Raw genomic sequence first — 16847 nt, 5'->3', positions numbered from 1 at the left:
CTTTAATTAATTAACTCAAAAGTAAGTTCGGCACCGTCTACACTATTCGGCCCGACAAATACGGTGAACTTGCCAGGATCACTAGTAAATGATAAATCAGCATGAAAATAGCGTAGCTGTTCTTCTGTTAAAATAAAGGTAACTTCTTTTTTTTCTCCTGGGTTGAGGTGTACTTTTTCATACCCTTTTAATTCTTTTATCGGACGTACCACTTCACCGACCATGTCACGTACATAGAGTTGAACTACTTCTTCTCCTGCCACATTTCCTGTATTCGTTATGTGGGTAGAAATAGTTATTTCACTATCGGATGTTAAAGTATCTGAAGATATTTTCGTATCACTGTATTGAAACGTTGTGTAGCTTAATCCAAAACCAAATGGTAATAATGGTTCATTTGGAATATCTAAGTATTTGGATACATAACGCTCTGCCGGGCTCTTATTAATGTCAGGACGCCCTGTATTATAATGATTGTAATAAACAGGAACCTGCCCTACTGAATATGGAAAAGACATAGGTAGCTTTCCAGACGGGTTTACATCGCCATATAACAAATCGGCAATGGCGGTTCCAGCTTCCGATCCCGGGTACCAAGCTTCTAAGACAGCATCTGCTTGATCAAGCACTCCATGAAGATCTAATGGACGACCATTGAATAGTACAATTGCAATTGGTTTAGTTAATTTTTTCATTTCTTTGATTAAGTCTAGCTGCACTTGAGGCAAACGAATATCAGCACGACAACCTGCTTCTCCACTCATTTCAGAACGTTCACCAAGCGCTAGTACGATTACATCTGCCGTACTTGCTGCTTGAACAGCTTTTGCTACTTGTTCCTCTGTTCCCGTATCTATATCACAGCCTTGAGCAACAATTAAGTTGACCGGATCAATTTTCGTTTTTATTCCCTCGTCTACTTTTACAGCATTTTCTCTAGACCCCGCCCAAGACCATGGTCCTAAAACATCTCCGTTATGAGCAAACGGGCCAATTAAAGCAACTTTTTGTTCTCTATCTAATGGCAAAACATGCTTGTTTTTTAATAGTACACTTGATTTAGTTGCAAGCTCACAAGCTATTTGTCGATGCTCTTCGCTAAATACTAACTCCTCTTCCAATTGTTCATTAGCTCCACGATAGGGATTTTCAAATAAACCCAATTTTTCTTTCAATTGCAAAATACGTCGTACAGATTCATTTATTAATTCCTCTGAAATTCCTCCCTGTTCTACAAGTGTCTGGAGGTTTTTAACATACGTAGAAGTCATCATTTCGATGTCCACACCAGCTTTCAGACCTTTTTTTGCCGCTTCGGACTCATCTGCAGCAATTCCATGTGGAATCATCTCTTTTATCGCACCCCAGTCGGAGATCACAACGCCATCAAATCCCCACTCATCACGTAATAACTCACGCATTAATTTTTCATTTCCGCTTGCAGGAATACCATCTACCGTATTAAAAGCAGTCATTACCATTTGTGCACCGGCATCTAAGGCTGCTTTATATGCCGGTAGATAGTTTTCTCTTAAGTCACGCTCTGACATGTTTACCGTATTATAATCCCTGCCACCCTCTGGAGCGCCATATGCAGCAAAATGCTTCACACAAGCAGCAACACGATTTGTATCATTGGTTACATTCTCTCCTTGGAATCCTCTAACAAATGCTTTTGCAAATTCACCATTTAGGAACGGATCTTCACCCGTTGTTTCCATCACACGGCCCCAACGAGGATCACGTACCAAATCTACCATCGGAGCAAACGTTACATGTACTCCAGCAACCGATGCTTCTAGTGCTGCAATTTCTGCGCTTTTTTCAGCCAGTCGAACATCCCATGAACTTCCAATTGCCAATGGAACGGGGAAAATCGTTTTAAATCCATGTATGATATCTGCCATTATTAATAGAGGGATGCCTAAACGATTAGTCTTTAAATGTTCCTTTTGGATACTGATTACCTCTTTTGCCCCAGATCCACCTAATACTGATCCACTGTTATGAATCGTTTGCTTACTAATTCCCAAATCCTCCATTGGTCCAGTAATCTCTCCATCACTACTTGCACCATCATAAAAGAATGCTGCTAATTGCATTAATTGATCTATTTTTTCGTCAAGTGTCATCTTTTCTAATAGCTTAGTTACTCTTACATCTGTCATTTGCTTCGCCTCCATATCCATAGTATCTTGTGATTGAAACGTTTCAAATTTGCTATACACTACTCAAATCACAATGAATTACATCACGTTAGTACCATTTATACTCGGAAGTGTACGATTAATTGGTTATCTACTTTGGCGTGTTTTTTCGAATGAATCAACACACGTTTTGTTGAGACCCTTTCTAATTTATAATCACTTTTAGAAACGATTTCTAACGATGTTTCTATTGCTATAACATCCTTACTTTGTGTTAAACGAAATTCGATTGATTCCTTTTTTACTTCCATGATTTCTGCCGTAGAATAGTTGATTTTAACATGTTCATTAATTTGTACATTTAATGGTAGCATAAGCCCTTCTTTCTGTTGAACTTCAAGTTCTCTCCCTTCAAATAATGGTTTGTTAAACATTTCTACTTGAAAGGCTTTGTCGAACCCGTCTAAATTTAACACATGTAAAAATCGCTCCTCATTATTTTTTACAGACGTCATGAAGATGCCATGGTGCTTAAAATTATGTTTAAGATTAACACTTGTGCCTAAGCGCTCTAACACCTTTTCAAACAAATTAATATCACAACGATATGCTGTTGTAATAGAAACTGCTGTTCCTTTACCTACCTTTGATTCAAACCCACAAATTTCATTGGTTCCGTAGACACGTAACATTGCCTTCGCATGTGTCACATTAAAAAGCTGAGCAACATGCGTTCTAACTTGTGGATTTGGGCCGATGAAACTATTCGGGTCAGTCTCTACAGACAAAAAGTACTCCTGCGTTGCTTGTTTATGCCCAGCATAGCTCACCCCTAATGCACGTGCTAAAATCGTGCAGTCTTTACCTTCCATATCGTAAATAGGAACTTCACCGTATAGCAGTAATCCTCCACCTTCATTTAAGAAATTGACTAATTTTGTTTGGACCTCTCTAGCCATATAACTCGCTGAAGGTAATGCGATAGTTTTTGTTTCCTTTGGATCTAAAACTTTATTTTGTACATCTACTGCTGTAAAGCGATAGCCTGCAAGAAGCATTGCTCTTGCCATGATTTCCCATGCGCCATGTGCTCGATTTGCTGTAAGGTTATGATGCATCTCCTTGACTTTTTCGCTCAATGGATAGTGATATTCAGTCATATAATAGTCAGGAATAAATCCGAATGCGACAGCATCGTATTCCTCATTCATAACCGCAAGTTTATCAGAGACAGCCATCATGGTCTTGATCGATTGTGCCAAGCGAGGATACGTATAATTTAATTCTCCTTCTGGATTAACTGGAGCAGCAAAACCATGTCTCTCTCCTGTTGTTGCAATTCGGTCATTTCCATCGTTTAATTTCCAATCCGTTCGATAGTTTCTACCACCAGCAAATAAATAATAATTTAGTAATCGGTTACCTTGTGCAACACTCATTCTCGTTTTTAAATCTGCTGCTGAAGGATCATATCTGCCACCATAGGTTTCTCCAAAATTGCCATCACCACAGTTGAATTCTAATGATGTTAACGGTTGATCTTCATTATGAACCGCGTCCATTAAACCATTAATTAAGTATAGATCCTGAAATGTCTCCAAAGTAATGGTCGGAACCAGATAAGTAACCGTCCGCTTGTGTATATGATTCATATAACTGACTAATCCCAATCGGATAAGTAAATCCTCTTCCTCCACCGGTTCCATGAATATTTACGATAAATGGTATATCTAACACACCATTTTCTTCTGCATATTGTCGTAGCGTCTGCACATATTTAGTGAAACGATGACGCATGTAATGTCCAAGGTCTCGGTGGAGTTCTAGTGTATAAGCTTCCTTTGGTGATCGAATAGCTTGTCTGTAATGATCTGCTTTTTGTCTTATAAAAGGATAACGCTTATTAAGCTCCATTTTTCCATATCGGTTATCCAACCAACCGATAAACGCATCGATCACAAAATCTGTTAAATCTGGTGTATTACTTACCCAAGATAGCATCCCGATTTCGTTATCTAATTGGACGGCAATAATATTTCCGTCATGCTGATAAAGACGTGGTTGAATAACTTTCATAACTTTTTCATACCACACTTTTACTTCTTGTAAAAATCCTGGTGCAAGATAATCAAGCGTTGGTGTTGTCGCTTTTTTTCCGTCCCACCCCACTGGAATGATTTCAGGATGTTTCTCATAGACCCAGTGCGGAATACCATCATTCTTCATTTCTGCCATAATAAAAGGTCCAGGTCTTGCAATAAAATAAAGTTCATTCTCGTGGCAAAGATCAATATACTCCGCTAAATTCAGCTCTGGCCTTGTATGCCCATTTAGATCAAAGATACCATCTTGTGGCTCATGGATAATCCAAGGAATATAAGTCGCAACAGCATTACATCCAGCAGCTTTTAATTTATCTAATCGATCCTGCCATTCTTCTTTTTGCAAACGATAATAATGAATTTCACCAGACATAATCAATTTCGGTTGGCCATCCATGATGATTTGTTTGTTTTTAATTTCAATCATTCATGCGTTCCTCCCTTTTGTATTAGCGCTATTCTAAAAGTAAAGGTTACTTCACTCTTTCTTCCAACCTAGCTTATCTATTGCGCTTTTCACATAATCATTTTTCATATACAAATCCCATATTAGTCCAGTTTGAAAATTTTCAATCATCAATAATGTGATCCCTTTATCTATGCCTATAACTCCATCCGCATACCACTCAGGCTCAACATCGAGGTTATAAGCGTCTTGAAAACCATATTTCCCCCATAGTTTAGGGTGATTCTCATAATAATAATTCATCGCCTCGATTGATTCCTTCGGTGTAAATACAATTGAGCCTGCCGCTCCACAAGGGGCAACTGTCCCATCTAATTGCATATCTACCTCTTCCCAATATGGAGGTGTCCCTGGAACAATGTAACCATTTGGACCTTCACATGCGGTTAGTCCCCATGAGTTCTCATGATAGGTTTTGTATCTATTTTTACTATCAATGGAGAACTGACGACTTGCTAGGGATGCTTTTACCGAGTTATCAAACCAATTAACCCCATCTTTGTCCTGATAATGTTTAAAGTTAAACCAAGCGTGTGAAAACTGATGGACAAATAACGCTCCACCTGGGGCATTATAAAACTCGTAATCACCATATGTCGCTAACCTACGTTCAAACCCACCGTAGATTTTTACTGGTACTGGATAGGTAGGAGAACCTATCCCAAGAATGTATTGCGTCATTTGTTCTGCATACATATCCCATTGACCAAATCCACCTGTTTCTTGATGATACCCCATATAATAGTAATTTCGTTCTTTATCATAATACATATCCCAATTGACCCTTTGATAGATTTGTTCAAATAACTCTCTAATTTCCCCACTAAAATACTCTGCGGAAGTAATAGCACCATTTAAAAATAAGGTGGTATCAATAATAGAAGGACAATCATGAAAAGCACCATTTTTCTTCGCTGTTTTCATATTGAGAAAATGGTAGAAAAATCCTCCCACATGATCAACATTGTGCAAAAATGTTGCTAATGTTCCTTTTGTACGTTCGTACCCTTCTTCATATGTGATCCAATTTCGCTCAATTCCAATAATGATTGCAGACAGACCAAAACCAACAGATGCAATACTTGCGACATGTTCTGCACCTTTACATGTCTTATCAAGGATAAGACCATACCCTTTACTATTCTTGTCAACGTTTGCCTCATTCCAAAAAAAATCAAAGCTTCTTTTTGCTTCTTCATTTATAATATTAAAATTCGACATAGTAACCCCCAAATGTTTTTACTCTCCAGTAATACCAGAACGATCAATGCCTTCTACAAACCAACGTTGGGTTAAGAAGTAAACAATCAATAACGGTAATATCGTAAGCATGGTACCTGCCATGTTAATCCCCTCATTTATCTTATTCTCAGATCCTCCTAATTCTGCGGCATTCATCTGCTCGAAAGATGCTGAAAATCGTTGTAACTCTAATGGCAACGTAGTTAAATCATTGCCAAAGTACGTCGCGGCTAAGGTGGTTTCATTCCAGTACCATACGAATGAGAATAGAAAAGAAATGATAATAGCAGGAACAGCCATTGGAACGGCTATCTTTATAAAAATGCGAAAATGTCCTGCACCATCTAAATTTGCCGCTTCTTCTAACGAACTCGGTATCATACGGAAAAATTGATAGAAAATCAATATAAATATTGCACTATTTAATCCTTGTCCCAAAGATGCTGGCAACAAAAATGATTGAACGCTTCCAATAATCCCCAATTCATTAAAAAAGACATATCTAGGAATCATTAATACTTGTGGCGGAATAATGAATGTTGCTAGCACCAAAATGAATAACGACTTATGAAATGGAAATTTAAATCGTGCAAATCCATAACCGATCAAACCAGCAACAGCAGTTTGAGCTAATGCAGGTAATGCCGTTACATACAGCGTTTCTCCTAGAGTTTGAAAAAAGTTAATTACACCATTTGCCTTTTCGTAGTTTTCTATATAAAATTCTGACGGAATCCAATTTACTAACGGATTTAATAAATCATCCAAGGACTTGAAGCTATAAGATCCCATATAGATTAGTGGGTATAAATAGACAAACCCGATTCCAATCAACAGAGCATATATAAATAACTTAGAGAGGATCCCCCCTTTATCATGTGCACCAAAGAGTATTCTCTTAACCTCTATGATTAAATTTTCCACTCTTACTTTCTTACTTTTAGGTATTTTATTTTGAAGCATAGCGATACCAACTCCGATCCTTATCCGTATTTTCTATTGCTTCTTATCGAAATTAAGCCGACACTTATTACTAGTACTAAGGCGATGATGATGAAATAAATCCAAGATAATGCAGATGCATATCCAAACCCTGTATCAATTTGAAACATATTACTTTGAATATGACCAACAACCGGATTTAAAGCAAAAATAGAATAAGTAACAATGGTATAGATTAAATTCACAATAATCATCGGAAATAGGGTTGGTAATGTTATTTTCCAAAAAAGCTCCCATTTAGAAGCACCATCTATTTTTGCAGCTTCATAAATTTGCTTATCCATCTTTTGTAAAGCTGCTAAGAATATTAAAATTTGTACTCCAGAGAACCAAAGAATCACAATCAAGTTATCCATTAAATAGATAATAATACTGTTTAAAAACCCCTCTGTGTTCGTCATCATCATCTGAAAAATTGCATAGTCTTTAATAGATGGGATTGCTGTAACTCCTTGATTCATTAGCTCTTGAATAACAGGACCACTTGTAATGATTACCGGAAGAAAAAATATAGTTCGGAATAAACCTTTAAATCGAATTTTTTGATTTAGTAATAGAGCGATTATTAATGAAAAAACAATAATTATTGGCACAGAAATCACTATCTCTTCCAAAAAATCCAAAAGCTTTTGTATAAATAAAGCATCTACTGCAAAAGCATACTCATAATTTCCCATACCAATGAAAGAGGTTGCAATTCCTGTAGGTTTGATCTTTACTTCCTGAAAGCTAAGGAATAATGAATAACCTAAAGGATAAGCCGTAAAAATTATAAACCCGATTAACCAAGGTGCAATAAAACTATATCCTATTAAACTTTTCTTTTGTTTCAATGTTAGGCGCTTCAAGACTGATCCCCCCAGCCCATTACACGAAATCCTTTTCCATCAACCAATTTCCCATTGACTTCAACCGACTCATGATTATAATTTACAACCATTGATTTTCCATTAGAATATATAACCTCTATGACACCTATATCATGTACGATACGTTTTATTATCGAGGCGCCTTCTACTTGACCAAGACTTTGTTGCATAGTAAGGTTTTGCTCAACGATTGCCGACTCCCACTCTTCAAATTGTGTAGTGTACAAATCCTTTGATGGTGTATCTATTAAGAGATGGGAAGGCTCCTTCGTTAAATAAAAGGACGGATATGCTCCATACTCAATCATTCGTAAAAGATCATCTTGTGTATTCGAATGGAAATTAGAAAACGTTGCGTAGTATGGCAAATACCCTTTTAGCACTATTTGTATAAACGGCACAGTGTCAGATACAAAGCTATAATTGGATGAAAACATTGGAATATCATGATAACGATCTGTTAAATGCCACATATAGTCATTCGGTCGATACATAGCTATCGAACCTACATCAGATTGTAACGATTGCATCAACGCTTTATACGCATCTTCCACTTCAGTACGCATTAACTCACTACTAAAATCTGAAAATAATTCGTATCCTGTAGAATCAATAGCTAGATTAGAAATATTATTTTTTTTATATTTACCTACGTCGTTTTTTGCTATTTCCAATGACTTCTTAGGATTTAGAAAATAGAAACTAGTCCCATGCTCTGAATCACCAATCGTTTGTGCGTTTATTTTTCTTGCAACATCTGAACGACCTGAGAACCCTTTCGCTCCATCAAACGCCTTCGTGTAGTCCGTATAGTAGTAAAAGTCTATATCCTCTTCTTCTAAAAAGTTATGTGTTGATTCAAACTCTGAAGACTTACCCAATTTTTCTTCTATTGGAAATCGGTTTGGTAAAGTTCCAGTCATACCATCTTCAGTCCAGCCCCGATATACTACATGCATATTTTCAACATCTTTCTGCTTCAGTCGATTAATAAATCTAGGAATTTCCCTAACTTTTGTCATTGGATAGACGGAATCCCATAATAAGCCGTCCTTTACTTCAGCACCTAAAAACTCTAACCGGACATCAACTTCATCTTTTTCTTTAGATAATTGACCATTCTCAAGCAAATACGTTTGATAATTTTTGGCCATTCCTACATAATTAGCATCATCATTGGCTAATAACGTAATTCTTTCAGTTATGTCAAAGGGATTCCGGTCTTCTTGATACGTATTGTATCCATCCATACTTTGACTTGTAGGCTGAAAATAACTGTACCGATAATGATAGGTAGTCGTAATCCAGTTAAAATCTGATGACACACCAGAAGGGTATGCAATCAATTCTCCAAACTTCTCTCCACTCTCTATGATAGTGAAAAGTCCATTTTGATTAACTCCATGCACTAATCCATATACAGGCATTGAAATTTTTTGTGCTGGATTCACGCGACTTTTTTTATTTTCTGTAGTCTGAGCAAATCCTTCATCAGAACCATAAACCCATGCTTGATATGGAGCGTCTGCACCAATTGTATCTTCTTGGAACCGCATCAATGCACCGCTTCCATCCGGAATAAACATGTAACCAGGGATGGTGTTTTTTTCTACACCTCCTAAGAATGGATAAGCTCGTAATGAAAGTAGTTTACTCTCTGATTCTTGTATGCTACTGTTTGGAACATGAATGACTAGAGCATTTCCATCTAGCTGAATAACAAGATCAATAGATATACCAGAATCAGCAAAAGGAATCGTTGCCCTAAAACCATCCTCCATCTCTGTTAATTGAGCTGACGTCCCGCTCGTTAAAATACTCTCAGATTTCTCTTTCCCTTTATCATCTAGATATTCAATCGTGATGGCAGACTGAGCTAAGTTCGTCCACGTGTCATTTAAATTGTATTGCTCTTTTTCATCAAGACCTGAACTCCAAACATAGCCAGTCCGTTTATCGACAATTTTCAATGCAAGTGATTCCTTGTTGACGTATAAGTCTGCAACATCATTTTCAACTACTTGATCAAATCCCTCCAAAGACACATCCTGTTCAATTAAACCTATTTCGGGCTCAGGTTGTGTATATTGATTAGACTGATACCTTAGTGTGTTATCCATCAATTCAGACTCTACAACTAGGTCACCTGCTTTAGAATTTTCTTCTGCGAAAATTGTTACAACACCTGAAATAGCCATTACTGTTACTAAAAGTATTAGCAGCCATTTCTTATACACGTAGCATCACCTCCTGAATGATCGAGCTGATAAAGTCATATACTTGATCAAATAATAAATAAATAACAAAGAATACTAATACGGCAATAAACATAGCAAATAGTGTAATTAAAATGTTTCGAATCGTTCCAAAAAAAGTAAAGTCATGTACTTCTTTGATCATAATAAATAATAAAACAATAGACCATATAATGATAATTTGCATCGCAAAATCGTAAATAAACGCTTCATTAAAAGTTAGCATATTTGATAATAATGTAATAGGTACTAGAAATAAGATTACTGGTGCAAGAGAATAGATCGTTCCTATAAAAACATCGCGGAATTTCCCTTCACCGTCTGTGATTGTGCTGACCATATAATTAGCTACAATAAACAATAGGATAGGAACCAGTAAAACACCTATTTCTAGGATGAGATTTATATCTTCCATTGAACGATCAGTGAATAAAAATCCAGTCCAATTAATCGAGAGTATATATTCAAGAAGTAATACACCAAAAAGAATGATGGCTGATAATTTAGACACTTTTTGATATTCCTTTAAGTAATATAGACTATCAATTGGGTGGGTAATAAATCTCCCTAAAAATAATAATTCTTCTATCAGCTTTATTTGTTTTATTTTTTTCGTAGTCGTGCGAAATGGTTTAAAAATACCTTTTTTTCTATCAACTATAAGTAGTACAAATCTTAACAGAAATAAGACAATAATACCCATTAATATTGCGCCTAAATTATCTTGCATAAAACGATGTCTAACTTCCCAAAACGCCTCTGAATAACCTTCTTTATCATTGCCTAATTTAAACGCTTCAAGCGCTTTGTGATATTGCTGCTGTTTATACTGCGCCTCACCTTTTGCAGTATGTGCTAAGCCAAAGGATGAATTCAATCGAAGGACTTCATTCCAATATTGCTCACTTTGAATATAGTGTCCTTCTGCATATAGTGCTAACCCTTCATGTAGAATCGTAGTAAATGCCGTCGGCTCAAAAACCTGTATGACTCCATTTTCCCTATCTGTTACAAATAAGCGACCGACCTGATCAACTGTGATGCTAGAAGGCTGTTGCATTAACCCTAAACGATCCGTTCCATCATCTTTCCCACCAAAAATGAACAAAAGATTACCAAAACGATCATACTCATATATCATTCCATCATCAGCAACTACATACATATTTCCAATCGGTCCAATTGCAATGTCTTGTAGATTGGCTACATCCGTTATATCAGAATCAAGCATGTTTGCCCCAGCAATATTCAACTTTCGTATTGTCTCATAAGTTACTCCTGATGTTACGGTATATAACAACCCTTGCTCATCTATCGTTATGTTATTAGGCGCAGGTGGCACTTTCATAAATAAACTTGCTTTCTTTCTTTGTGTTGTCAGTAAATTTTGAATAATAGTTCCAAAAGACGGTCGTGTCATATTAACACCATAATAACCAAGAAATTCTCCATCTTGATTTAGTTGGATAATTCCATTTGTTGCACCTTCACCAACAATATATAAATTCCCACGTTGGTCAACCGATACTTTTTGCGGTTTATATGGTGAACTTTTTCCAAATAACGGAGACTCAGGTTTGTCATAACGCTTCTTTAAATCTCCGCTCTCGTTAAATTTAAAAACGGTTTGTTGTCCATAGTCTGTCACATACACATTGTTATTCCAATCAACATGAATGCCTTGGGGTTGTTGTAGTAGTCCTTCGCCATATTGCTGAAGCACCTTTCCACCCTCATCAAATTTCGTTACCAATTTTGTTCCCGAATCAACAATGAACAGCTGATCTTCATGATTCATAAAAACATCTTCTGGATTGACAATTTCTATATCTTTTCCAAATATTCCAATGGGAGTGTATGCTGATTGCGTTTCAATCACCTTACCATCGGCTGTTAATGTCTCTGTCTTATAGGAAACAGAATCAGAAGCAGAGGATTGGAGCGGGATCATCATCATGGTTAACCCAAAACAGCATAACGCAGTAAAAAATTTCCTCATGTCCCTTCCCCCTCTTTACTTGATTCCAGAGTGTGCCATGGTGTTCATTACTTGACTTTGTAAAATAATAAAAATAATCAAATTTGGTATAAACATTAGTAATGACGCAGCAGCAGCCATTCCTTGACCTGCCACATTATTACCTGTACTACCAGCTAACGTCGACATAAAAAATGCAAACGTTTTTAAATTCTCATCATTAATAAATAACGTTGATGTTTCCACATTATTCCAAACTGCTTGGAAAGATAAAATAGCAATTGTTGCTATTGCCGGCTTTACTAATGGCACGATAATCTTTGAAAATATCTTATAGTCTGAAGCACCATCTATTTTTGCAGCTTCTATTAATTCATTAGGAATCTGATCTATAAATTGTTTCACTAAAAATAATCCAATAGGCATCGCTAACAATGGTAAAATATGTGCCCAGAAACTATCTAGTAATCCAATTTCATCAATTAATAGATAGCGCGGTATCGCTACAGCAGCTGGCACGAACATTAATGCTAATGTGTTAATCTCAAATATAGTCTTTTTTAATTTAAATCGTTTTTTTGACAATACAAAACCAGCCATTGTGCTAATTAAAATCGTTAATAAAACAACAACTAAAGTAATCACAATACTATTAAACAAGTATCTCGTCATTGGAACGCCAGTAGCATTTGTAACATGCACTAAGTCAATGAAGTTTTCAAATGTTGGTTTTTGTACAAAGAAACGAGGTGGATATGCAAATAACTCATCAATTGGTTTAAAAGCATGAGATGCAATATACACAATTGGCAAAGCCATGAATGCAGCCAAAGGAATTAAAAACAGGTAAAATTTCAGCTGACTTCGATGAAATTTATCCGGATTAATTTTTGATCCTTGAAAAGATGAAGCCATATGTCTCACCCCTAAATAGGTTATTAATTACTTTCTGTTAATCTTCTTTCTCACCGAATAGTTTCCATGCGACTTTGGAAAATATATAAATAAACAATAAGAGTAATACGGAAATTGCTGCCGCATAGCCCATTTCATAACGAATAAATCCAAAGTCTTCAATATGGTTAACCATTAGTTGTCCTGAATATTGTGGTGTTGGGTTTGCTCCCGATAATTCGACACCAATAGCTCCTGCTTGGAATGTTGTGACAACTGCCATCACGGCACCAAATAACATTTGAGGCTTCATAGATGGAATCGTAATATAAATAATTTCTTGAAATCGATTTCTTATTCCATCAATGTATGCCGCTTCATAAATCTCTTGATCAATGTTTAATACACCAGATAGCATTGCCAAAAATCCTACACCCACACTCCCCCATAAAGTGACAATAATCATGATCAACATTAAATGATCCGGAGACTGTAAGAACTGAATTGGTTCATAAATGACACCTAAATTAATGAGTATGGCATTTAAATAACCTGTCTGATCACCACTAAATATAATCGTCCAAACAACAGCCATAGCAATGCCAGCTGTCATAGATGGAGAGTAAATAATTAACGCTAAAATCGTTCTCGGTACTTTTGGTATTTGTGCTAACATCCAGGCTAATATAAAGGAAAGGAGATACCCTCCTGGGCCAACAATTAATGCAAAAGTTAATGTGTTAGGTAACACATGTTGCATGAAAACATTATCTTGCGTTATAACATTTACATAGTTTGCCAAACCAATAAATGACGGCATTTCTATTGCATTAAAATACGTAAAAGATAAACCAATTGCCACTACGACCGGAATAACAATAAACGTTAAAAACATAATGACATACGGTGCCAGAAATACAGCTGTACTGTAACTTTTTCTAGTTTTCATCTACTCCTAGCCACCCTTCAACCTGCTCAATCGTTGGAATTTGATATGGCTTAAGTACCTTGCCATCCTTCATATAGTCAAATTCTTCAAGCTTTCTGCGCATTTCCCGATCAATGGTAATTACACTATCGTCAGTAGCTGAGCGTGTATTTTCCCCATCAAACACCACCTGATTCCAAATGTTACTGATTTCTCGCTCCACCATATAAGCATAGGGCGCTTTGGGAACTTCTCTTAAATACTCCCACTGCTGTAAAATTACATCTTTGTGCTCTTGTGGCCATGGTAATTGAGCAAACGAATCAAGATTCGCTGTATTCCACATATATTCAGGTCCATATAATGTTTGTAGTGTCGTTGCAAATTCAGTCTGGGTTTCTGTTGACATCCACCATTTTAAAACTTCCCAGGCTGGTTCTTTTTTGTCACTACCTTTAAAAATCATACCTGATTGCCCTGAGCCTGTTGCCCAACGTTCAATCGTCCCATCTTCTTGCTCTATACCAGGATGTGGAGCAATATCCCACCAACCCGAAATTTCTGGAGCAGCAGATGTTAACTGTACATAGGTTCCAAACTCCGCAATACCAATTGGTAGCGTGGAATACCGAAAATGATTGTAAAAATTCGGCACTTGCAACGGTGTACTATATATCGTGTTTAAATCGGTCATAAATTGAATGCCTGCTAACGATGACTCACTATCAATCGTTGTACCAATGCCATCTTCTTCATATAATGTTCCACCAAATTGATAAATAAACGGTGCTGTTGTCTGAAATGGCTTAAACGCAACGGCGCCAGCAATTGGTGTATAGTAATTCATGCCATATCGCTGTAATTCAGGAAGAATTTCCGTCACATCTTCCCATGTATTTGGAACTGGAACATCTAACGTCTCCAGTATATCTCTTCGGTAATACTGTACATAGAAGTCTTGCGTTTCTGGCAAAGCATAGATACTATCATCGACGATTAATGGTAAAAAAGCACCGGGGGAAAATTTCCTTCCCACTTCAGAGAAATCTTCAAATTGTCTTAAATCAGCCGCTGCTCCCCTAATAGATAACTCATAAGGTAACCAATTACTAATTCCTAGAGCCAAATCAGGTTGTGATCCAGCAGCATTTGCTAAGATTAACTTTTGTTCATCTGGCATAATTGAATATTTCACTTTAATACCGGTTTCTGTAGTGAAATTTTGATCGGTCATGTGCTGTAATAATTCTACATATTGACGTGGTCGATTAACCCACACTTCAACCGTTTCTTCTTTTACTTCTGATGTCGCCAGATTTTCCTTTGTAAATGATTGAAAAAATTGGGTCGCCCAATTTTTTATTTTCGGGAAAAATCCTACTTCTGCTTTAGGTATAGATTTGTCTCCATGCAAATAAAAACGGTCAACTAATAATGGGTTTTTTTGTATACTAGTCATTGCTGTACCTAACATTTGCGCAGCAGAATTAGAACCTTCGGAAAGTTCTGTCATTCGATTCGGAATCTCGTCTGGTTTATCTGCCAATGCTTGTAGTTTCTCCGCTGCTATTTGCAAGGACACAACATTTGTTGTTTTCACACCCCCACTGAGTGTAAGTAAATAATCAGCTTCTTTATTTAACGTTTGTGCCCAACTCATTAAATCTTCTTCTATTTCAGGAAGATACTCGCTTATATCCCAATCTCTTGAATGATCTTGTTGGTTACCAGTAAGTTTTCGTATAGATAAACTAATTTCTTCAATACGTTTCATCACATCATCTATTGCAAAAATCACACGATTATTTTTGGATATATCAGCCTTTAAACTAATAAGGTTAGAGCCTTCTTCTAAGTAAAATAAGTATGGCTTGTCCTCCTCTCCTGAAAATGTTTCGTTATACCATTCATTTTTTTGCGGAAAACGATATTGCTCTACTTCTTTAAATGGTACTTCTCCGTTGATTGATACAGAGCGAAACACAGGATCTCCACTATCATTTCCTTGGTAAACTTTAAAAGATATGCGATATAGACCTGCTTTTTTTACATTTACCTCCCAATCCACTTGTTGACCTGGCGTACTCCAAGAATCACCACCATACGTATTTAAATACAGCTTATTACTATCATACGGATATACTGATGGATCCTCAGTGGATTCTGGGCGAATATAAGAACTGTTCTTTTTTAATGGTTGCTCCGCTTCCTGTATCTTGATGTCATTGATTTTTTCAGCTGAGGAATATTGATCAATGTATTCTTGGTAGCTAGGAACTTGTTCCGGAGCAGTCACATATGCTTTTCCAAGTAACGTACTTCCCCTTAAGTTAATCAATGAAATCGTATTTTTTCCTTCATTTAAATGAAAAGTAAGCGGACGTGTATATAAATGACTAGAATCCTCTACTTTCATATGATGCCATGCTTCTATCGGGACTTGCTTAGGAATAACCTCATGACCAAATCGATCAACATCAAACTCCTTTGTTTCATTTTTCCAGTCTATAGGGAACACAATTTGTCGACTCTCTGAAAAAGGGTATTGACCATTTACTTGAATAGCACCTTCAATTGGAACGATGGCATCACCAAGCGGATAATAATCAAATCCAATTTCATACAGACCTTCTTGTTCAACTTCGACTTCAAATGTTACCTTATTATTATCCCGCCAATTAATTACGTCGCTACCATAACCATCACTATCAGTTTGATCAACCCATTCGCTTGTTGTGCCTAAGAATGAGGATGGATTGATAGCGTACTCCAGTGGAGCAACGCTATCAATTCCTTTCTTCTTCCATTCATCAATCATTTGATGGTAACGTGGTTCGTTAAATTGTTTCGCTGATTCGGTATCCAAGGTATCGTCAGCTTTTACTATTGTTAGCGGTAATATTAACAGGGCAATAAATGACCATAAAAACACTTTGGATTTCATGTTTTTACCTCCCCAGCGCT

11 protein-coding genes are annotated in these 16847 nt (G+C 36.7%); all 11 read right to left on the bottom strand.

Annotated features, from left to right (window positions below; genetic code table 11):
- Positions 1–2: 2 nt before the first annotated feature.
- Positions 3–2183, bottom strand: coding sequence for a beta-glucosidase BglX (gene bglX / locus ACH6CY_RS08635; RefSeq protein ID WP_374066959.1), 2181 nt, complete (start codon positions 2181–2183; stop codon positions 3–5).
- Positions 2184–2266: 83 nt separating this feature from the next.
- Positions 2267–3217 (bottom strand): hypothetical protein, encoded by a 951-nt coding sequence (locus ACH6CY_RS15695; protein ID WP_483874862.1) that lies wholly within the window; start codon positions 3215–3217, stop codon positions 2267–2269.
- 499 nt (positions 3218–3716) lie between these two features.
- Complete coding sequence (locus ACH6CY_RS08630) at positions 3717–4676, bottom strand: beta-galactosidase (protein ID WP_374066933.1); 960 nt, start codon at positions 4674–4676, stop codon at positions 3717–3719.
- A 51-nt stretch (positions 4677–4727) separates the two neighbouring features.
- Positions 4728–5936 carry a glucoamylase family protein gene (locus tag ACH6CY_RS08625; protein WP_374066932.1) on the bottom strand — a complete coding sequence of 403 codons (1209 nt, stop codon included), beginning with the start codon at positions 5934–5936 and terminating at the stop codon, positions 4728–4730.
- Between the two features lie 18 nt (positions 5937–5954).
- Positions 5955–6920 (bottom strand): carbohydrate ABC transporter permease, encoded by a 966-nt coding sequence (locus ACH6CY_RS08620; RefSeq protein ID WP_374066931.1) that lies wholly within the window; start codon positions 6918–6920, stop codon positions 5955–5957.
- Positions 6921–6940: 20 nt separating this feature from the next.
- Positions 6941–7807 (bottom strand): carbohydrate ABC transporter permease, encoded by an 867-nt coding sequence (locus tag ACH6CY_RS08615; protein ID WP_374066930.1) that lies wholly within the window; start codon positions 7805–7807, stop codon positions 6941–6943.
- The gene (locus ACH6CY_RS08610; RefSeq protein WP_374066929.1) at positions 7804–10065 is read right to left on the bottom strand and encodes a DUF5696 domain-containing protein; all 2262 of its coding nucleotides are present in this window, start codon (positions 10063–10065) and stop codon (positions 7804–7806) included. Before ACH6CY_RS08610 ends, ACH6CY_RS08615 begins: the two co-directional genes overlap by 4 nt.
- A complete protein-coding gene (locus ACH6CY_RS08605; RefSeq protein WP_374066928.1) occupies positions 10058–12082 on the bottom strand; it encodes a YIP1 family protein in 2025 nt (674 codons plus the stop codon). The genes ACH6CY_RS08610 and ACH6CY_RS08605 overlap by 8 nt, the downstream gene beginning before the upstream one ends.
- A 15-nt stretch (positions 12083–12097) precedes the next feature.
- Entirely contained in the window at positions 12098–12976 is an 879-nt protein-coding gene (locus tag ACH6CY_RS08600) for a carbohydrate ABC transporter permease (protein WP_374066927.1), read from the bottom strand.
- Positions 12977–13013: 37 nt separating this feature from the next.
- On the bottom strand, positions 13014–13904 hold the full coding sequence (locus ACH6CY_RS08595; protein ID WP_374066926.1) for a carbohydrate ABC transporter permease: 891 nt from the start codon (positions 13902–13904) through the stop codon (positions 13014–13016).
- On the bottom strand, positions 13894–16827 hold the full coding sequence (locus ACH6CY_RS08590) for an extracellular solute-binding protein (protein WP_374066925.1): 2934 nt from the start codon (positions 16825–16827) through the stop codon (positions 13894–13896). Before ACH6CY_RS08590 ends, ACH6CY_RS08595 begins: the two co-directional genes overlap by 11 nt.
- Positions 16828–16847 lie beyond the last annotated feature (20 nt).

Source organism: Paraliobacillus sp. JSM ZJ581, assembly GCF_044383835.1.
Classification (GTDB): domain Bacteria; phylum Bacillota; class Bacilli; order Bacillales; family Amphibacillaceae; genus Paraliobacillus.
This window is presented reverse-complemented; position numbering and strand designations above follow the sequence as displayed.